The sequence below is a fragment of the Paenibacillus sp. LT-B23 genome, from assembly GCF_059417685.1.
In genome coordinates, this window is sequence record NZ_JBSQBM010000040.1 from 1 (window position 1) to 19,838 (window position 19,838).

Annotated in this window: 14 protein-coding genes and 2 pseudogenes; 2 read left to right on the forward strand and 14 right to left on the reverse strand. The window is 42.9% G+C overall.

Annotated features, from left to right (window positions below):
- Nucleotides 1–1,013: 1,013 nt before the first annotated feature.
- From ACWXW9_RS27995 to ACWXW9_RS28025, 7 genes and pseudogenes are all read right to left on the reverse strand, one after another.
- Nucleotides 1,014–1,955, reverse strand: a complete 942-nt coding sequence (locus tag ACWXW9_RS27995; RefSeq protein ID WP_494932054.1) for an alpha/beta hydrolase — start codon at nucleotides 1,953–1,955, stop codon at nucleotides 1,014–1,016.
- A gap of 57 nt (nucleotides 1,956–2,012) precedes the next feature.
- Nucleotides 2,013–4,112, reverse strand: a complete 2,100-nt coding sequence (locus ACWXW9_RS28000; RefSeq protein ID WP_494932066.1) for a serine hydrolase domain-containing protein — start codon at nucleotides 4,110–4,112, stop codon at nucleotides 2,013–2,015.
- Between the two features lie 222 nt (nucleotides 4,113–4,334).
- A complete protein-coding gene (locus ACWXW9_RS28005; RefSeq protein ID WP_494932055.1) occupies nucleotides 4,335–5,696 on the reverse strand; it encodes a sensor histidine kinase in 1,362 nt (453 codons plus the stop codon).
- Nucleotides 5,693–6,367 (reverse strand): response regulator transcription factor, encoded by a 675-nt coding sequence (locus tag ACWXW9_RS28010; RefSeq protein WP_494932056.1) that lies wholly within the window; start codon nucleotides 6,365–6,367, stop codon nucleotides 5,693–5,695. Before ACWXW9_RS28010 ends, ACWXW9_RS28005 begins: the two co-directional genes overlap by 4 nt.
- Nucleotides 6,368–7,083: 716 nt before the next feature.
- Nucleotides 7,084–7,242, reverse strand: a pseudogene (locus tag ACWXW9_RS28015) (protein kinase); the annotation flags it as partial.
- Entirely contained in the window at nucleotides 7,196–7,525 is a 330-nt protein-coding gene (locus ACWXW9_RS28020; protein WP_494932067.1) for a hypothetical protein, read from the reverse strand. The pseudogene ACWXW9_RS28015 and the gene ACWXW9_RS28020, both read right to left, overlap by 47 nt.
- Nucleotides 7,526–7,577: 52 nt before the next feature.
- A complete protein-coding gene (locus ACWXW9_RS28025) occupies nucleotides 7,578–8,057 on the reverse strand; it encodes a GNAT family N-acetyltransferase (protein WP_494932057.1) in 480 nt (159 codons plus the stop codon).
- A 155-nt stretch (nucleotides 8,058–8,212) separates the two neighbouring features.
- Between ACWXW9_RS28025 and ACWXW9_RS28030 the strand changes: the two genes are divergently transcribed.
- Nucleotides 8,213–9,130, forward strand: a complete 918-nt coding sequence (locus tag ACWXW9_RS28030; RefSeq protein WP_494932058.1) for a LysR family transcriptional regulator — start codon at nucleotides 8,213–8,215, stop codon at nucleotides 9,128–9,130.
- Nucleotides 9,131–9,286: 156 nt separating this feature from the next.
- Here ACWXW9_RS28030 and ACWXW9_RS28035 read toward each other — a convergent pair whose 3' ends face one another.
- The 4 genes from ACWXW9_RS28035 to ACWXW9_RS28050 form a co-directional block, all read right to left on the reverse strand.
- Nucleotides 9,287–9,976 (reverse strand): metal-dependent hydrolase, encoded by a 690-nt coding sequence (locus tag ACWXW9_RS28035; protein WP_494932059.1) that lies wholly within the window; start codon nucleotides 9,974–9,976, stop codon nucleotides 9,287–9,289.
- A 2-nt stretch (nucleotides 9,977–9,978) separates the two neighbouring features.
- Nucleotides 9,979–11,214 (reverse strand): multidrug effflux MFS transporter, encoded by a 1,236-nt coding sequence (locus ACWXW9_RS28040; RefSeq protein WP_494932060.1) that lies wholly within the window; start codon nucleotides 11,212–11,214, stop codon nucleotides 9,979–9,981.
- A 149-nt stretch (nucleotides 11,215–11,363) separates the two neighbouring features.
- Nucleotides 11,364–11,999, reverse strand: coding sequence for an FMN-dependent NADH-azoreductase (locus ACWXW9_RS28045; RefSeq protein ID WP_494932061.1), 636 nt, complete (start codon nucleotides 11,997–11,999; stop codon nucleotides 11,364–11,366).
- Nucleotides 12,000–12,037: 38 nt separating this feature from the next.
- Nucleotides 12,038–12,421, reverse strand: coding sequence for a tautomerase family protein (locus ACWXW9_RS28050; protein WP_494932062.1), 384 nt, complete (start codon nucleotides 12,419–12,421; stop codon nucleotides 12,038–12,040).
- Nucleotides 12,422–12,563: 142 nt separating this feature from the next.
- Between ACWXW9_RS28050 and ACWXW9_RS28055 the strand changes: the two genes are divergently transcribed.
- Nucleotides 12,564–15,092: a tetratricopeptide repeat protein gene (locus ACWXW9_RS28055; RefSeq protein WP_494932063.1), complete on the forward strand. Its 2,529-nt coding sequence runs from the start codon at nucleotides 12,564–12,566 to the stop codon at nucleotides 15,090–15,092.
- Between the two features lie 336 nt (nucleotides 15,093–15,428).
- Here ACWXW9_RS28055 and ACWXW9_RS28060 read toward each other — a convergent pair whose 3' ends face one another.
- From ACWXW9_RS28060 to xerS, 3 genes and pseudogenes are all read right to left on the reverse strand, one after another.
- The gene (locus tag ACWXW9_RS28060; RefSeq protein WP_494932064.1) at nucleotides 15,429–16,388 is read right to left on the reverse strand and encodes an NAD-dependent epimerase/dehydratase family protein; all 960 of its coding nucleotides are present in this window, start codon (nucleotides 16,386–16,388) and stop codon (nucleotides 15,429–15,431) included.
- 37 nt (nucleotides 16,389–16,425) lie between these two features.
- A pseudogene (locus ACWXW9_RS28065) lies at nucleotides 16,426–17,600 on the reverse strand (glycine C-acetyltransferase).
- A gap of 696 nt (nucleotides 17,601–18,296) precedes the next feature.
- A complete protein-coding gene (xerS, locus tag ACWXW9_RS28070) occupies nucleotides 18,297–19,367 on the reverse strand; it encodes a tyrosine recombinase XerS (RefSeq protein ID WP_494932065.1) in 1,071 nt (356 codons plus the stop codon).
- Between the last annotated feature and the right edge of the window lie 471 nt (nucleotides 19,368–19,838).

Consider the following 19,838-nt stretch of genomic DNA (forward strand, 5'->3'; position numbering starts at 1 on the left):
GAGGGAGTTTAATGATTTAATAACGATTAGATAAACGCCTAATCGATAATGAGAACATGTTCTTGTCTAATTTGGTAATCGGACTATGTTATTGTCCTCAACCAATAGTTCCATTACCGATATTTCGTATTTTTAATACCTAAACACTTTTGTTCCCTTTTAAGCGTATCAGTTGTCCCATAACAATTTGAATATTTTCATGTATTAAGGTGCTTAATGAGGTTTTAAGTACATATGGCTATTGTTTAGAAATATATCTGATCGGAAATAGGAACATGTTCTTGTCCTCAACTGCCAGTTTCATTCTGATATTTCGCTTTTTTAATGCCTAGCCGACCGTGTTTAACCTCTCATCGTGTCAGTTTTCGTTTAACATTTTGAAAATTGTTATGTATTATGGTACTTAATGAAGTTTTAAGTGCATGTGCTTAATGTTTAGATATACACCTAATAGGCAATAGGACTATGTTCTTGTCCATTCCGGTAATCGGGACAAGAACTTGTACCGATAAAATAAAAAAAGCCGCTCAAATAGCGACTTCAATAGGACTATGTTCTTGTCCCTCGACAAATAATCTACACTTCTTTCGCCTGCAACTTTCAACCAATCAATAAAAATGTTTGCACTAAATTGAGTTATTATCTTTTCTAATACCCAGGAATAATACGTTCTGATTAATCCCCCCTACACTTCTCATTTGATAACTAATGATTTGGTCCGCAAAGTATTCTAAGTGATCTCTTATGATCAATGGTCCTCTATAAAAAGAATCATTATCTACTGTTCTACACAGGCTACCGGATTATGGGAAGTATGTAAACTAATTTTTTCTTCGAGAACAGTGTTTGGACTGCGGTATTATTCCGTTGTCCAAACACCCACGGTCAATGAGTTTTTACCCTCAAAAGGATAATCTACTCTCGATACGTGGTTTCCTGTAATCACAATAAAAATAGAACACCTCATCCAAAACCATGGACGAGGTGTCTTTTTCGCTACTCATTGATATCTTTTATTTTATTTCATTCATAAATTTCCTGAAATTCTCCACGATTTCTTTGGATCGGGTGTGATGCAAATAATGATCCCCCTCGAAAGTCATCACTTTTCCATGCACTGAATCTTTGACTTGCTCTTCATGCAAGGGTATCCATCCTTCCGTTTCGGTATCATTCGCTTGTAAGAAGAAAATCAACGGAAGATGTTTGGGGAAAGACAGGTTCTCAGCTGCTTTGAAATTGGGACCAAACTTTTCGCCTTCATTCAGGTTGTTCGGATTAAACGTATTTTTAAGTGAAAGTATTCTAATTTGCTCTCTGGTTTCATTATCAACATCAGGTGCAATCAGTTGATCAGGGGCCAGTTTCATTAACAATCGGTAGAATCCTGATTTTTTAAGCAGTTTGTACGTTTCGGTTGGGAATGGATCATCGTTACCTCCCTGCGTTGGGACACTGCTCTCAATGCCGACAAAGGAAGTTACTTCGTTTGGATATTTGTTCACATAATCCAGTCCGTATATCCCTGAAATGGAGTGAGCCATGAGCGTGTAACGTTGAATACCAAGTTGCTGTAACGCTTCATGAATTTCACTAACCATATTTTCCGTAGTACGCTCTTTTTCAGTAATGTCACTTAATCCATAACCGAAAGGTTCAATGACAACGACTTTGTAAAATGGAGATAGCTCATCGATGAGCGGTTTGAAATCAAGGGCTGGGGCGGGTGTTCCATACCCAGGAAGCAATACCACCGTTTCTTTGCCTTTTCCTTGAATCAACACATTCATGTTTTTGCCGTCAACCGCTACAAACTGGCCATAAGGTTTTATTTTCCCTTCCTCCGATTTGTTGCTAAATACATTAACAATAAAGACAGTCGCAATAAATAATGCAAAAGCAATAACGATCGCACCAAATATTTTGAGCAAAATGATTAATATTTTTTTCATCATGATGGTTCTCTCCTGTTGAGTTCGTTTATTGTACAACCGTTTGAAACTCCATTCATCTTACTTTTTTAGTGAAATTTCAAATTTGGCGCCAGCCTCACCTGCAAATACAATACGGCCGTTTTCGGGTAAAACAACAACATTCTTACCGCTGACCACGCTGTGATTAATACAAATTCCGTTCTGATCATAGACAGCAAAGGCTCCCTTTGCAGGTAATTTCACTGTCATGACTTTTCCTTTCGCAGTAGCGGGTACCGAAAACCATTTGGCATATCCATCTGCTTGAATGGTTGTTGCGGATCGTTTACCCGAATAGATTGGTTTTACCATTTCCTCACTGGCGTATACGTAACCTGAAAATGTAAGATACTCTCCTCCGTTCTTTTTGGAGAAATGAATATCCATCGTATCACGTCCGGCAGTACCCGGAATCTGCAATCGATTGGCTGCTTGGTTGGCTCCAATAATCTCATTATTGGACATATACCCTGGATTCTCTTTATTCAGTTGAATAGGCAGGATCGATGTAGCATTAAGATAGAGCATGGATGAGTATTTCTCATTCACCAGATAATATTTTTTACCATCGCGCTTTGCCCATGCAGCGTTAATCTCCTTGGGTAATGTATTGGCTTTAAGCTTCTCCGCATTATATTCTGAGAGAGCCACCTGTCCGAGTCCTGGAACGGATATATAAGATCGAGACCACAGGTAGGTATTCCCATTTTTCTCCACAACGAATTTCAACTTTTCTGTACCATCATCACTCACAAAAGTACCATCTGAAGTATAGGTGTATTCTTGAACCGGATTACTTGGAGCCGTGAGAGAGGAGACCATCATTTGTCCAGCCTTATTTATTTTGATCTTCGTAACTAAATTATTGCCACCATATATCCCTGCAAACTTGGAGATTTCTTTAGGCATATCAGCCTTCACAGGTACACCAAATGATTTTTCCGGTTTCCGTTCTTTAATAATGCCCTTTTCTTCAAGTGCGCTAAGTAATAACTCACTCGCAATGAATTGATTGGTTATGCTTGCTCCACCTGAAGAGATCACGGCTGCAGCCATGTTGTATTCCGGAAGTACGACGAGTGAAGAATGATAAGATAACGTATCTCCACCTTTCATAACGGCCTGAATGCCGTATTCGTTGAATGGGAACAAGTTCACACTATCCCATCCTAACCCGTAAGACATAAGCGTATCGCTATCCTTAGGCCACAGGCCTCTTTTATACTCTTCTTGTGCCATAGCTTTTACAGACTTATTTGAAAGAATACCCTTAACTTCTCCCGTGAAGATTCGTGAAAATTTGACCAGATCTTCAGCGGTGGAATACAGACCTCCAGTACCGAGGATATTATAATTCTCTTTTGGAAGTTGTCCATTATAAAAAGGGGAATAGATTTCCGCCATTTCTGCCGGATTAACCACATCCTGTGGTGTTTTGGTATGGTTCATATCCAAAGGCTCCGTAAAATACTTGTGTATAAATACGGTATAATCGAGGGCGCTCACTCTTTCAACCAAAATCTCGGCTAACGAAAAGCCATCGTTGCTGTAGACGGAGTATGCGCCGGGATCTGCCTTCAGGTTTTGATTCGCCAATTGATCGAGCAACGTATCATGTGAATACGTGTCATTATCTCCGTACAATGTGGCATTGCTGGTTGAGGTGCCCAGAAGACCAGAGGAATGATTTAACAGCATGCGCGGTGTAATCTGTTTGTATCGGTTATCTTTCATTGTAAAATCAGGCATATAGTTCACAACAGGCACATCCAAATCGATCTTGCCTTCATCAACCAGTTTCATTACAGCGGCTGTAAGCATCATTTTACTGGTTGAACCAATGCCATAGATCGTGTTCGTAGTAAGAGGTACCTTGTCGTTTAAATCGTTCTTCCCCGTTTGACCGGACACCATAATCTCTCCACCATCAATGAGCGCATATTGCAGACTCGTCGTACCGTACGTTTCAGTCAGTAATTTGGCTTTTTCGATTACGGTTTTCTTTGTTGTCTCATACGTAAGGTTACTGTTGTTATTCATGGCAGCCGGTGCGGCCATTGCAGACATTGGGGCAAGTATCGTCAGCATAAGAGTCACAGCAGCTAAAGTATTTCTTTTTGTTGCTGTCCTCACGCTCATCTTCAGTTTTGTTACGTCTCTTGGTTTCACTCTTGCATCTACTCCTGTCTTCATCATTGTTAGGCCACCTTAACGGGGGCGCTAAAGACAGTATAACCAAACAAGATGTCCCCCTAATGACTACAATATGAACGGAGAATGAACAGGCAAAAAAAGTTTTCATCATCACATGCAAGAAGGTTTATACATGGTGTCATAGCCTAGAGAAGGCGTGAAATCCAATCACCCTGTGGGTGTTGTGATTGGCAAGGTTACTATGAAGGTCGTTCCTACTCCGTATTCGCTCTCTACTCGGATGTCCCCATGATGAAGAGATACGATCTGCTTTACAATAGCCAGTCCCATACCGCTGCCTTCATATTTCTGGCTATGGGAACGATCAGCTTTGAAGAATCGGTCAAATATACGCTTTTGGTCTTTCGGGAGAATACCAATACCTGAATCCGATATACGGACAATCACGTTCTTGTTATTCTGTTTGATGCTGATGCTAATACGGGCACCATCTTCGGAAAATTTGATGCCATTGCCTAGGATATTGATCCACACTTGATTTAACTGGTCATGATCAGCCGTGATTTTGGTTGGCTGCAAATCAAGATCGAACTGAATGTTTCGGGCTGACCATTGGGGTTGGATAGCAACGATTACTCGTCTGATCTGTTCATCCAGACTGAGCGTGGCGAGCCGCATTTGCAATGACTGAGATTCAAGCAAACTCAGCTTTAGCAGACCATCACTTATTTTGGACATTCGTGCAGTTTCAGTGATGATAATATCGAGATAATCACTTCGTTCGTCATCCGGGAGGTCTACCTGCTTGAGCGCTATAGCAAAACCGGAAATGGAAGTAAGCGGAGACTGAACTTCATGGGACACGTTTGCTACGAATTCCCTGCGCATCTGCTCAAGCTGTTGTAGATCGTGCATCATTTCTTCGAAGCTGCGAGCTAAAGTACCTATCTCACCCTTTTGTTTAATATTAAGCTTGACGTTGAAATCTCCAGCAGCTATAAGCCGGGTCGCTTCTGTCAACTTTTTGATTGGTCTTACCAGAAAAATAGCTGAAATTAGTATCAATAGGCTTCCTGCTAACAACGAACAAATCAAAAAGGTTACAACAAACTTGATGAGAAAAGAGGTGGAAGAGGAAGTGAGGGGCTCTACAAACATAGCTTTGCTTCCCATTTCAGTTTTTATCGGCAATCCCAAGAAGATCGTATCGATTCCATTAACTTGGACCCTTTCTCCATCCAGCACTTTCTTCACTTGTTCTGTAGTCACCAGGAAAGGATGTTGTCCTTTAAGTTCTCCATAGGATTGAAACTGATCCGTTGCTTCATAGATTCGAATGTAGTAGGAGTTGAGTTGTTTCATTTCACTTATAAACATTTCTGCTTCGTGTAATGGCAATGTCTCGTAGATACGGACGATATCCTGGCCAAAGTCAAGTAAGGTGCTTTGCAGGTTTTCGTTTAATTTATCTTGAAATATCCAGGTTGTAGCAAGAAAAGAAAGGATTGTGCCCCCGATTACGGAGACCAGAAAAGTCAGGACAACGCGTGTATATAAGGAACCGATCACTCCTGCACCTCTAGCCGGTAGCCAAGTCCCCGCACCGTTTCGATACGAAAATCGGAGATAGCGGCGAAACGTTCGCGTAGACGTTTAATATGTACGTCTATCGTTCGATCATCGCCAGTATAATTAATTCCCCATACTTGATCTATTAATTGCTCTCGCGTATAGACTTGTCCCGGTAATCCAGCAAGTTTATACAATAATTCGAACTCCTTAAGCGGCAAGGTGAACGACTCTTTACCCCACTGGACTTTATAAGTCTGCCGGTTCAGAATAACGTTTCCTAACTGGATGGTCTGCGTTACACCTATACGGTATCGTTTCAACAGTGCTTTGACGCGAGCCATCAACTCAAGCGGATCGAATGGCTTCGTCATATAGTCATCTGTTCCGAGCTGAAAAGCTTGTACTTTCTCCCAGGTTTCGCTTCTTGCCGTCAGCATTAATAACGGAAGATCCGGATTGGCTCTTCGAAGTTCCTCGCATAATGTCCAACCGTCCATGACTGGCATCATAATATCAAGAATGACCAAATCGACTGGCGTGGAGCTATAGATAGCCAGGGCTTCCTTTCCATCTGCGGCGTTGATGGTTGTAAATCCGTTGTTACGCAAAAATAAACCAACGAGTTTGCGAATGTTCGCATCGTCGTCAGCAACCAATATCGTAGGCATCGTCTCCACTCTCCTAAAAAGAATAATTCTCCGGTCGAGCAAGAGCGAAGAATTCTAAATTATGCTACCTCATTGGCTGAAATCATGCAATGGTGTTAATGTAAGAAATGATCCCATTGAGTTGTTCTTGGCCTGCCCGGTAGTAGTCCAGATCGCTTCCACGGCAGTTGTTGGTCAGATAGGGAGTGCATGGTTTACATGAAACCGGAAGCCCCTAAAGACAATTAAAGCTATTTAATGCCATGTTTTGAGTAACTCGTACAGATTCACCGTGGAATAATATTCCAGAATATTTCTGCCCGCAAGTGATTCTTATGGACGATACTCCTTTTTTAAAAACATTATATTTTTTATAGCGGAGTGTTCAGACTGGATTGTGATTAGTGCAGAGCCAGTGAAAGTTGTGAGGTTACTCATGATGCTGTGCTCACCAGTTGTGGTCGCTTCATAGTGGGAACCAGTTAATCGCATTCCATAGATGCGTATTCGATACCCCACTATTGTGAGTAACTCCTGTAGTTGTTAGTAGTTCTAGACCTGCTGTAATTATTTTTTCTGAAACTGTAGTATTATTAGAGATTTTTTGTCAATTCCTGCGTTTAATCTTTTCGCGATTTTGGGGTATACCGAGAAATACTCCTTTTTTTTGGACTGAGGTTTCAATTAGAGAAGGCCAACTTCTTCTGGATAGAAAACTTAAAATTCTATCCTCATTCTCAGTTAGCTAGAGTATGCATGTACTCTATCCTGCTTCTATATAAGTTCAAGATTCGATCTTGTTCTTCGTTAAGGTCTTTAGTATTCCAGTACATATGCATCAAATTGTATTCAAATAATTCTTTTAGCTTTAGAAATAGCGGCAATTGCATAAACATCGTATGTGCCGTCAACCCACCTGTTTTTTTGAACTTGTATCCGATTCCGAACACGGTGGGAAGCTAACAGCTCGGGGTCATATTTCCCAGATTTCAGCCGTTGATCAGTGGGAAGTGCAGAATCTACCATAATTGAATACCCTAAGATAAACCAACTGCTAGATGATATAGAAATATTTAAGTCTTTAGCAATTGGTACGAGAGCTAAATTAAAAAAGAAGCTATTCATTACTCCAAGTAATACAGTGCTTAGTAAACAAAACAATATAATCTTATTCTTCAAAGACAGACTCTCCATTTAACTATTCCATAAAAATGAGACCTCCTTCTTTTTGTTATAGTTCTAATAGAAATATAATTGAATTGCGGTCAGGATAATCATATTTAATTGGCAAATCCTCTTTATCAGTCTCTTTAAATCCAACCTTTTTATAGAAACCGTGAGACCTAGTGGCTTTAGATGGGGTATCTAAAATGATCTTTGAAAAACCTTGTTCCTTAGCAAAATCAAGCAGAACTTCATAAAGCTTTTTTCCTATCCCAAATTCTTTGCCTCGATAGTCTTTATAAACAAAAAATTTCTTTAATACAGCAACTTCCTTATTTTTCTTTTGCAAACCAATTGAACCTACAACCTCTCCGTTATCATTTAAGGCTATCCAAAAATTACCGCCAGCATCTATATAATTTGAATGAATGTCTAGAATGTCTGGTTGTTCTTTAACACTAATACCGACTTCATATTCGACATTCTGTACATGCAATATTAATTTAATGACTTCTTCTTTATATCTATCATCGTAAACTGTAATCATTTATTAACTCCCCCAACCGTTTTATTAAAAGTTTGCTATTATAGTGACCGTATTTGCCAATTTTCTTTAAGATTAACCGGAAACTAATTATTAGTAAAATTGAATTTATAGAATTTATCCATTGATTTTTCTGATACTATAGAAGTGAAATTACATTGAAAGTTGGTGAACTGATGGAAATACGTCATTTTATTACATTTAGAAAAGTTATTCAATTGGGCAGCTTTACACAGGCAGCAGAACATTTAGGTTACACTCAATCCACTGTCACTTCTCATATTCAAGCACTTGAAGAACATTTGGGTGCATCTCTATTTGATCGAATGGGCCGAAAGGTAAGATTGACTGATATAGGCAAGAAATTATTGCACTATACTCAAGAAATTCTGGATACTTACGAGAAAATTGAAAGCATTACAAATGACGGTGATGATATAAGAGGCGAGTTAAGGATTGCGGCTCCTGAATCTTTAACGGTTTATCGACTTGAACCTATATTAAGAGAATATAGAAATAAGTTTCCCCATGTGAGCATCATTTTAAGTAACGCTACTTGCGGAGATAACAAGAGAGCAATACTTCATGGAAGTGCAGATATTGCATTTCTTATGATGCCAACGTTTCAGGATGCAGATTTCATCGTACATTCTTTAATGGACGAGCCTATTGTCCTTGTTGGTAGTCATGACAACCCGCTGAATGTTTTAGATCAAAGCTATGAAAACCAAAAGTTAAACGAGTGTTTGATCACGAATGAGAAAGAATGCAGTTATCGAACCATGTTTGAAGGATATCTTCGAGAAAGAGGAATCGTACTTTCCAACACGATGGAACTTTGGAGTATTGAGGCGATAAAACGTTGCGTAATGAGTGGGCTGGGTATTGCTTGTTTACCATTAATAACTGTAAAAAATGAAATCAAGGATGGAAGATTAAAAGTTATTCCTTGCGAAGGTGATCATAAACCGATCTCAGCCCAAATGGTTTATCATAAAAACAAGTGGGTCTCCCCCGCTCTATCAAAGTTTATTGATATAACATTGAAACACACAAGAGACTGGTCATATGAGTAAATTATTTTTAAGGCAAGATGAAGATGAACTGGTATCTTATTTTTATAATGCGATGTAACCTCATGAATTAACATAAAAGGAAGAAATCCTACAGCCATTTCCCAAGCATATAGGGTGATGGCTGTACATTTCTTCCTTCTGATGTCTTATTGATGTTCAGGATGATAGGTTGATGGTTTCTCCGGGTTTAAGGACGATCCCTACTCCTTCCTTAAGGAGCGAGGTGAAGTACTGCGGGTCTTGTTGAATGAACGGGAACGTGTTGAAGTGTATCGGCACAACATGTTTGGCTTGAAGCCAATCTGTGGCTACGGCGGCGTCTTCCGGTCCCATCGTATGGTTGTCTCCAATCGGGATAAAAGCCAGATCAATGTCGTTGCGTTCCCCAATCACTTTCATGTCGTAGAAAAGGCCAGTGTCACCTGCATGGTATATCGTTTTACCTTCGGCTGTGAACAGAATTCCGGTAGGCATTCCCGTGTAGATGATGGTTCGGGTCTCCGGGTTAATATAACTAGAGCTATGGAAAGCCTGAGTCAGCTTCACTTTTCCAAAGTCGAAGGTGTACGCCCCGCCAATACTCATGGCATGGGTTCTTACTCCTTCCCATCCGAGCACATCTGCCAGCTCTGCCGAGGCAACGACCAATGCGTTGTTTCGTTTCGCGATGTCTACCGTATCTCCTACATGATCCCCGTGACCGTGGGTCAACAGGATTACGTCTGCATGTATACTGGCCGCGTCCAGATCGGTACTTGCGTTGCCTGTAATAAAGGGATCAATCAGGATGGTAGTGCCGTTTGTTTCGATTTTCACAACAGAATGTCCATGATAGGATACTTTCATTTTTATTCCCCCTTTGATCGAATTGCTGATGTCGGGTTTCTTCGGATTAACGTGAGGTAACAAATGACTGCGGCGATGTTGCATAACGCGATGACCGTTCCCATAGGGATGGCTGATTGACCTCCCCCAATCCCGGTAAGAGGTGCCGCCAGTCCGCCTAGCACGAATGAGATTAGGCCTAACAGCGCAGAAGCGCTCCCGGCGGCTTGTCCATAGTTCTGCATCGCGAGGGAGAAGCCTGTCGTAGTTACAATGCCGACGCTGGATACTACGAAAAATAGCGGCAATAATACCGCGTATAACCCCCCATTGCTCAATAACAACCCAAATAACGCTAAGCTGCTAATAGATGCAAGCATCATTCCACTGACGAAAAGTGTATACCCGTTAATTTTGCTGGACAGCCTACCTGTAATTTGCCCAGCGATGATCAAACCAACCCCATTCAGCGCGAACAACATGCTGAACAATTGGGGGGAAACACCAAATAAGTCTTGAAATACGAACGTGGAGCCTGAAATATACGCAAACATCGCAGCTAGGACGAAACCTTGTGATAAGGCATAACCCATAAAGGTTCGGTCTCGAAGCAGGGTACGGAACGTAACAATCGTCTCTTTCCAGCCGCCCTTCACTCTGTCCTTCTCTGGCAATGTCTCTTCCAGACTGGTAAAGACTACAACGAACAGAGTCGCAGCAATAAGACTTAACGCTACGAATACGCCTTGCCAGGAAGCTACCCGCAGGAGCTGCCCGCCAACAATCGGCGCAAAGATCGGCCCGGCCCCATTCACCAGCATCAGGAGTGAGAAAAAACGGGTTAAGTTGGCCCCTGAAAAGAGGTCCCGCGCCACCGCCCGGGAAATCACTATGCTAAAGCTTCCAGCCAGACCCTGTACAAATCGCAACGCGATAAATGACCAGATGGTCCCGCTTAAGGTACACCACATTGATATGGCGATATACAGGAATAACCCCATTAGCAATGGCCTGCGCCGTCCGTGCATATCGCTCAGCGGTCCGGCTGCCAATTGCCCGAACGAGAGTCCCAACATACATGCAGTCAAGCTAATCTGGGCCATGGAAGCTGATGTCTGCAAATCGCTGGCTAGTGTCGGCAGCGCGGGCAAATACATGTCCAGGGAGAACGGGGCGAGCGAAGCCAAGGCACCTAATATGATCGCCACCCCTGCTTTTTTACCTGCTTTCAGCCCTGCTTGTGGCTGAAGCTCTGTCATGCTCTTTCCCTCCTTGAATTCACCAAATATGCCTTCGATACGAAAGCACATGAACACCTCCATGAGCGCCCATCCAATGCTCGTATCTCGGAAGCTATGGATGGGCAGAATGTTGCGAAGCATATTCAGTTTGTTAGCTAAATGTAGTCTTAAAAGTTTTTGGCGGCTATGCGTGCTTTCTCAATCGCATCGGCTTTGATTTGTGGAGCGCGATCTCCTGCAGTGGATACGCCTTCTATAAACAGATTATCGAAGTCGGTAATGCCTACGAAGTTCAGGACGGTTTTCAAATGACGGCTGCTGTTCTCCCGATCCGCCACAGGTCCTTCCGAGTAAATGCCGCCGGTAGCTTGGATATGGAAGGCTTTTTTGTTTTCAAGCAGGCCAACGGGACCGTTCTCTGTGTATTTAAAGGTTTTAGCTCTGACGCAGAAGGAATCAATGTATGCCTTCATTACCGGAGGGTAGGAGAAGTTCCACATAGGTGTTACGAACACATACTTGTCTGCAGCAACGAATTCATCAAGTAATGTATTCAGCTGAGCCAATTTTTGTTGTTGTGCGGCAGTCAATTGATCGAACGAACCACCATTCTGAAGGGTTCCCCATGCTTCCCATACGTCAACGTCAATGTGGGGAATGTCGCGTTGATACAAGTCTACATGGACTACTTCATCTCCCGGATTATTCTCTTTGTAAGCTTGTACGAATTGCTCTCCGACGGAAAGGCTGTAAGATGCTTTAAGGTTGCCGGGATGGGCAGTAATATAAAGTAAAGTTGCCATAATTAAAACTTCCTCTCTAAATAAGTATAGTTTGTGAATTACACGATGAACGGAGCGATGCCGTTACCGTAAGACCAGTTTTCTTTGGTGACCTCAACCAGATTGATGAACACATCTTCCATTCTAATGTCGCACTGCTGATGCAGCTGCTGGGCTAAAGCCTCATAGAACTCTTTCTTTATTTCGGCTGACCGGCCGGCATTTAGAGTGATCTGTACGATTAGAAAACCGTCACTTCTATCAATATCCAGGCAATTCGGATCAAAGCTGAAATTCTCACGGTCAAGTTCTTCTATAATCAGAAAGCGATCGTTCTGGGGGACGTGCAGCTTGTCTACAATCGTCTGCAAGACGACCTCGCCAATAAGGGCTTTCTCTTCGCTGGAGCGACCTTTCAATGTGGTAATGCGAGTCAATGGCATGTATGTTACCTCCTTGTTATTGTTATTGTTACTGTTGTTGTTGATATGGCTAATTATATCTGTTAGAATCCAGAACACGAATGTACATGAGTTCGGGTTTGTTCGTGTGAAGCAGCGGAAACTATGGAATTCAGGTGATAGGATGGAAGACGGGAAATTGTCAAAAGATTGGCCTCATGAATGGATCAAAAAAATTCGTTCAAGACCTGCCAGGCACGGCTTATCCAAGCGGATGCGGCAAGTGGACTTGGCACGGCGGATCGGCGTTGATCCGCGAACCGTGCAGCAATGGGAGAATGGTGACCGGCTCCCAAGTGTGGGCAGTCTCAAAGGATTGATCCAAGCGTTTTGCGAAGAAGGACTTCTCTTGGAAGCGGATCCGCGTCAAGAGGCAGAGGATCTCTGGGATACTGTAAAGCGCTTCTCGGAAGCACGATCAGCGACCTCGCGGGAGTTTCCGGATTTCGACGGCGCCTGGTTCGACACATTGGTTACTATGGAAGGGATAACACCGAAACCAACAATTACCACACCGCGTGCTTCAATCGCGGCAACACAACAACTGCCAAAGCTCCCTACACTCTTCGTTGGACGAAGTCTGGCCATGGCTGACTTGGAGGAACGGTTGAATACTCACTCCTTGGTCTCTGTCGTGGGTCCCGGAGGAATAGGCAAGACGTCTCTTGCTGTCCAGGTGGCTTCAACGCTTGGGGGAACGTACCCGCAAGGGATATGGATGTTTGAGTTCGGCTCTATCAAAGAACCGCAAGACTTGGGCCAGTTGCTACTGTCCACACTAAGGCTGCAGAACCAAGCACACCGAACCGACCTTCAAACGATACTGGAGGCCTTGTCCGACCAGAACATGCTCTTTATTTTTGATAACTGCGAACATGTCATTGACGCAAGCGCGTCTTTGGTTGCATCACTTCTTGCATTCGCGCCGGGGCTGACAATCCTCGCCACCAGCCGGGAACCGCTCAATGTCCCGGGGGAACTTGTCTACCGGCTTCCTCCGTTATCTTTTCCTGCGGATGAGCATTCACTAGAGGAAATACCTGAACAGGAGATTATAGCCTTTGAATCCGTGCAGCTGTTTTTGGAGCGGGCGCATAGTACTGCGCCCCAGTTTCAGCCCACGTTGCCCAATATTAGGCTTGTTGGCGCTATTTGCAAGAAGCTGGAGGGAATCCCGTTAGCCATTGAGTTAGCGGTTGCCCGAATGAACATGCTGACACTGGAACAAATCAAGGAACGTCTGGGAAATCTGTTGACTTTGCTGACAGCAGGCAAACGAACGGCTGCGACCCGGCAGCAAACGCTCAAATCCACAATAAATTGGAGTTATGAATTGCTGACCGGCAAGGAACGTCTGCTGTTGAGGCGGCTTAGTGTATTTGCGGGAGGGTTTACTTTGGAGGCGGTGGAAGAGATCTGCATCTGTGAGCCTGGAATGCCAGAGCAGCAAGATCGCATCGCCCGCGAAGACGTGCTCGACCTGTTATCCGGCCTGGTCAACAAGTCTCTCGTATCTATTGAGATCAGCGAGGATTACCGCTTCCTCCGCTATTTCATACTGGAAGCTATCAAGGAATACGCAGGCGAGAAGCTGCAGAACGAAACTGACAAACATAAGAGCCACCAGCTTTCTGAACGCCATGTTCGTTATTACAGTCAATGTTTGGTCCGTGCGGAGCCCAAGTTCAGGACTCGTGAACGCGAAGCGTGTATTGATGAAGTAAGGCGGGAATATGCGAATCTTCGTTCTGCCCTGGAATGGTCATACTCCAATCCGCATGCCCATTCATTCGGGCTTCACATGGTCTCAAACCTCTATTGGTTTTGGCTGCACGAAGGCAGGCTGAAGGAAGGAATGTTCTGGCTGGATCGCTTTCTGGATAACGAAACACACGAAGGACAGCCTGGCACCGATTCCGCAAAGGCCTTACATGGAAGTGGTGTCATTCAATTTATCCGTGGAGATGTTGAAGGTGCCATGAACTCGGCGATCAGAAGCGTTGAACTCGCTCGCGATTTGGGAGAAAGCTCTCTCCTTGCCTCCTCCCTTCGGCTGCTCGCGTTTCTTCACATCAAACAGAAACGCCTTGGGGAAGCCGAGCCATTGGTACAGATGAGCGTTGATATTGCTAGAACCACGGGCGATTTGTGGAATTTAGCTTCCTCATTGCATGCTTACGGGAAGCTCCGATTAGGGCAGAATAATTATCTTGAAGCGTCTAAGCTCCTGAATGAGAGTGTACATTTCTTCCAAGCCGTCCAGGATCAATGGGAAGTATCCGGTCCGTACGAAAGTCTGGGGTATTCCGCCCTGAAGCTTGAGCAGATTGCGGCTTCTATTGAATATTTTAAAAAATGCATCGCCGCAAGCCAGATCTACAGAGGTTCTTGGATTCTATCTCGCGGTATTGAAGGATTAGCCATTGCGTTGTGTGCCAAAAAAGCCTTCATCGAAGCTGCGATCCTTCTCGGAGCTGCTGAGAAAGGCCGCCAAAACTCTGGCGGGGAGGACATGCCCAATTTTCCCGCAGAGCATGAAGAGGTTATTTTTGATCTTCAGCATGTTTTTTCTGAGCAGGAATTACAGGAATTGTGGAGTAAAGGCAAATCAATGACACGATCACAAGTGCTTGCGTATTCACTGGAAATTTAGGCGATAAGCAATAATAAGTGGCGACTGTTTATGGTTTATCAATGATTATCGCCAGTAGATGGGTTAATAAAGGAAACGGAGCCATCCTGTTCCTAGCGATAATCCAATTACCTAGGGTTAAGGCAAAGCAGTAATTCACTGACTTTTTGCCTGTCGGCTTTTTGCTAAGTTTAAGCTCTTCTTTGAGTCTGTCGTTTCCCAGGGTATAGATTAAATCAGTGTCTGGGCTGGAGGATGAAAATAGAAGCTGCAACAAAAGGCCCGTGTAACGCCAAACCTCTTGATGCAGCTTCTTTTTTATATCTACTCGCTTTGCACAGCGAATTCATAATAACTTTAAGCCTTGCGAAGCATTTGTCTCTCGCTTAGCTGTGAAAGCATATCCTTCGTCATGGCCTTCAGGTCGTAGCGAGCATGAAATCCCCATTCTGTTTTCGCTGCCGTCGCATCAATGGAATGCGGCCAGCTATCGGCAATCGCCTGTCTCTTCGGATCAACGTCATAATCTAGGGTAAAGCCGGGAAGCTCATCCCGAATCGCTGCAGCGATCGCCTCCGGATCCACGCTCATTGCGGTCACATTAAATGAATTTCGGTGTATCAACCGGTATGAATCCGCTTCCATAAAATCGATGATAGCGTTCAGGGCATCCGGCATATACATCATGTCCATGTTTGAGTCCTTGGCGATATAAGATGTATACCGGCCAGCCGTCACGGCTGCGTAATAAATTTCCACGGCGTAATCCGTCGTTCCTCCGCCGGGAGGCGTCATATAAGATATCAAACCCGGGAATCGCAGCCCCCTAGTATCCAGGCCGTATTTGTGAAAATAATAATCACAAAGCAGTTCGCCGGACACTTTGTCCACACCGTACATCGTATTGGGCCTCTGGATCGTATCCTGAGGGGTATTGTCTTTCGGAGTCAAAGGACCAAAAGATCCGATGGAGCTTGGAGTGAAAAATTGGCAGCCGAGCTCCCTGGATATTTCAAGTGCATTCATCAATCCGCCCATATTCAAATTCCAGGCAAGCAGCGGTTTCTCCTCTGCGGTAGCCGACAGCAGCGCAGCCAGATGGATGACGGTATCAACTTCGTACCGCTTGGCGATTTCGAACATCGCCTTATCATTCGTCACGTCCAGCAGCTCGAATGGCCCGGATCGGGTAATTTCGTGGGCTGATGACCTGAGATCCGTAGCAACGACGTGATCCGCACCATAAATTTCACGTAATTTAACAACTAACTCAGAACCGATTTGGCCCAGTGCTCCGGTCACCAAAATCTTGTTCATAAGACATTCCTCCCGAAATGTACTCCCGCGAATGCAGCTAAATCAGCTTCATTTCCTTGCCAACTTTCTCATAAACGGAGATCACCTGGTCGAGCATCTCCTTGGTATGGGCAGCTGTCGGCATGTTGCGTATTCTTCCGGTTCCTTTCGGAACCGTCAAAACAGGATTGCCTTGGCGTAAACGCCTTCTTCATAAAGCCGTTTGCTGAACTGTTGGGTGGTTACTTCATCGCCAATGATACAAGGTGTGATCGGCGTTTCGCTTTGGCCTACATCATATCCAAGCCGGCTCAAGCCATTTTTCAAATCATTGCCGTTCTCCCACAGCTTCTCGATCAGCTCCTTGTCATTCATCAAAATGTCGACAGAAGCGCTGCAAGAAGCGATTGCAGCCGGAGGTAGCGATGTCGAGAACAGAAACGGACGGCTTCTCAGCTTCAACCATTCAATCAGTTGTTTTTTACCCGCCACATAACCGCCGACAACGCCAATCGCCTTGGAAAGAGTACCAATTTGAAAGTCAATCCGGTCGGACAATCCAAAATGCTTCACGGTTCCCGCACCTGCTCCGAGAACGCCCGAACCGTGGGCATCATCCACATAAGTAATCAGATCGAATTCTTCTGCTATTTTCACGATTTCAGGCAGCTTTGCTATATCACCATCCATGGAGAAAACCCCGTCGGTGATGACCATAATTTTATGGTACTGACCGGATTCCTTGGCATCTTTCGCCTGCTGTCTTAAATCATTCATATCCGAATGCTTAAAGCGAATCACCTTGGCTCTCGACAGGCGGCAGCCATCAATAATCGAAGCGTGGTTCAGCTCATCTGATAAAATCGCATCATGCTGGTCCATTACCGCAGATATAGCAGCCATATTGCAGTTAAATCCCGATTGATACACGATAACGGCTTCCGTTTTTTTGAAACGGGCCAGTTTTTCTTCAAGCTCAATATGAAGATCCATCGTACCATTAATTGTTCTCACAGCCCCTGCGCCTGCCCCGTATGTCTGCGACGCCTTAACTGAAGCATCAATCAGGCGGTAATCTGTTGCCAGTCCCAAATAGTTATTGGAAGACAAATTGATTAGGGACTTTCCGTCGATACGAATAACAGGACCATTTGCACCCTGCAGCGTATCGATGAAGTTATATAGACCTTTAGTTTTTAGATCTTCGATGTTCGATTTTAAAAATTGGTCCAATGCTTAACTTGACATTCCATTCCCTCCTCAACATACGCATGTCCTTGTACAGGAGACATATAATTCTCCGGGAAAAACCTGTTATAAAAAGGGTTGGATTGATTTTAATGTATCATCTTTTTATTTTTTTGTACACATGTGGCGGACAAAAAATAAAAAAATCCGCAAAAAAAATATACCGATTGCTTCCCCCATTCTCGGAACCAATCGCTACTAAATCTTTGCTTATATCTTTTGCTGCTCGGTAGTTTGCGATACCATGCCGATTAGATACACGACTAATCGGTAATAGGAACAGGTTCTTGTCCAATACGGTAATCGGTACAAGTTCTTGTCTTCGGCTCGGGACACGAACTTGTACCGATAAAATTAAAAAGCCGCTAAAATAGCGACTTCAATGGGAATATGTTCTTGTCCCTCGACACCAGTTGTGTAGCGACATTAAACTACCCCTACTTTTGACATTATGATGGTACCTTTATGAATAATGACAATAAAGTATGTCTATAAATATATTTATTCCTTGGTTAGTGATTGTGGGACGGTCTCATCTACACCAAATTATTATAAGAAGACTATTATAGGGTCATTATTTTTTCACTTCATAGAACGTTACTAGTTTAATGTCTTAATTTCTTTGATAAGGGCTAGATTAATGTCATTAATAATAGATATTTAAGGTGGCTTACTAAAATATTATTTATCCATATTATTTACTGCATTTCTCATCTCTTCGTCTGTTAAATGTGTATAAATCATTGTTGTTTGAATCGATGAATGTCCTAATTGGTTTTTCAATCTAGGCACATCATTGTTCTCCAAGTGATAACGCGTTGCAAATGAATGCCTTAGAGAATGTACGGTTAAAGCCGGCTTTCCAAAAGCTGTAGCATATTTTTCGATCAGTTTCTCTATGGATCGCTGAGTTAAGCGTCTGCTTTTTCCTTTACGGCCTATGGGAGCTGCAATAAACAAAAAGGCTTCGTTTTTTTCTGGGATATATCTAGATTCTCTGATCTGCAGATAATTTTCTAAATCAAGTAGAGCTTGCTTGCTGAAATACACATATTGTTCTTTATTACCTTTGCGTATAACCCTCACTAAAGCTTTAGTCATATCCAGATCTTCAATGTCAATGCCTGCTACCTCAGAGAGCCTAAGTCCTGATCCTAAAATGAGGGAGACAATGGCTGTATCCCGTTCACGATTAAATTGATGGAAATTGAGAATACGTTTATTCTCTTTATTGATTTCTCCGAAATCATGGGCTACAAATAGCCTAAACAACTCAAAGTCGTCTTCTCTGAGAATTTTCCCATCAATACGATTAGCAATGGTTTCTTGGCTTTCTTTAACGACATTTAAATCCATTTTGGCCATAACATTGCGCTGGATATATGGCTTTAGGTCACTTGTTTCAGCCTTGTTCTGTAAGTAATCAAATAAGGATTTTAGTGATGACAATTTACGGTTAATAGTTAGCTTAGTATTGCCGAGTTGATACTCCAAAAATGATAAGAAATTTTCCACTTCACGAATGGTTAGTTTCTCTAAAGTGACTAAATTAATGTTTTTGCGGCTGTCTGCGGTAAAGTTTTCTGTAACTAACCAATCAAAAAATATAATATAATCGTGACAATAATTAAGAAGTGTTGTAGGTGAAAGCTTGCGTTTTTTACTATCTATAAATTCCGTAACGAACCAAGGTAGTTCAGACAGTTTCTCATCAACGCGGTTCATATAGTGTAATTTCATTTGCTTGTCCATATGTATAATAACCTCCTTATATAATTATAATTCTCAAATAATTATTCGTCAAATTATTATTTTACGTAATTATACGATTCCTGATTGTTTGATATGGTTCAAACCATCTATATATATATTATATTGACCTAATATATTTATCTTTCTGCTTTCAGTGAGCGAATTATTCATGATATAGCATCTCTGCTTGCTCATATGACGAACAAACCCTGATTATGGCAAGAGAAATATTCTCTCCGACGTCCTGAAGCATGCTCGTCCACAAGGATAGCTATATAGAGTTACCCTCTAGGGTAACTACGTATATGTTTGATGCGAATACCACCGTTCACTATGATTAAGAATGTATGATTCACTTCATGAAATAAAGCTAATTCATGAGCTTTTCCTATTTCAGCCATGAGGCGTTACTCAATCGTGTTTACCAGAACAAAAAAGCATCTCCAACTTAGTTGGAGATGCTTTTTTGTT

What these genes read in the sequence shown, in the direction of transcription:
- ACWXW9_RS28045 (WP_494932061.1), bottom strand. Translation starts at nt 11,999, where the DNA reads ATGGCAACTTTACTTTATATTACTGCCCATCCCGGCAACCTTAAAGCA.
- ACWXW9_RS28050 (WP_494932062.1), bottom strand. Translation starts at nt 12,421, where the DNA reads ATGCCATTGACTCGCATTACCACATTGAAAGGTCGCTCCAGCGAAGAG.
- ACWXW9_RS27995 (WP_494932054.1), bottom strand. Translation starts at nt 1,955, where the DNA reads ATGATGAAAAAAATATTAATCATTTTGCTCAAAATATTTGGTGCGATC.
- xerS (WP_494932065.1), bottom strand. Translation starts at nt 19,367, where the DNA reads ATGGACAAGCAAATGAAATTACACTATATGAACCGCGTTGATGAGAAA.
- ACWXW9_RS28040 (WP_494932060.1), bottom strand. Translation starts at nt 11,214, where the DNA reads ATGACAGAGCTTCAGCCACAAGCAGGGCTGAAAGCAGGTAAAAAAGCA.
- ACWXW9_RS28025 (WP_494932057.1), bottom strand. Translation starts at nt 8,057, where the DNA reads ATGATTACAGTTTACGATGATAGATATAAAGAAGAAGTCATTAAATTA.
- ACWXW9_RS28035 (WP_494932059.1), bottom strand. Translation starts at nt 9,976, where the DNA reads ATGAAAGTATCCTATCATGGACATTCTGTTGTGAAAATCGAAACAAAC.
- ACWXW9_RS28055 (WP_494932063.1), top strand. Translation starts at nt 12,564, where the DNA reads ATGGAAGACGGGAAATTGTCAAAAGATTGGCCTCATGAATGGATCAAA.
- ACWXW9_RS28000 (WP_494932066.1), bottom strand. Translation starts at nt 4,112, where the DNA reads ATGAGCGTGAGGACAGCAACAAAAAGAAATACTTTAGCTGCTGTGACT.
- ACWXW9_RS28010 (WP_494932056.1), bottom strand. Translation starts at nt 6,367, where the DNA reads ATGCCTACGATATTGGTTGCTGACGACGATGCGAACATTCGCAAACTC.
- ACWXW9_RS28060 (WP_494932064.1), bottom strand. Translation starts at nt 16,388, where the DNA reads ATGAACAAGATTTTGGTGACCGGAGCACTGGGCCAAATCGGTTCTGAG.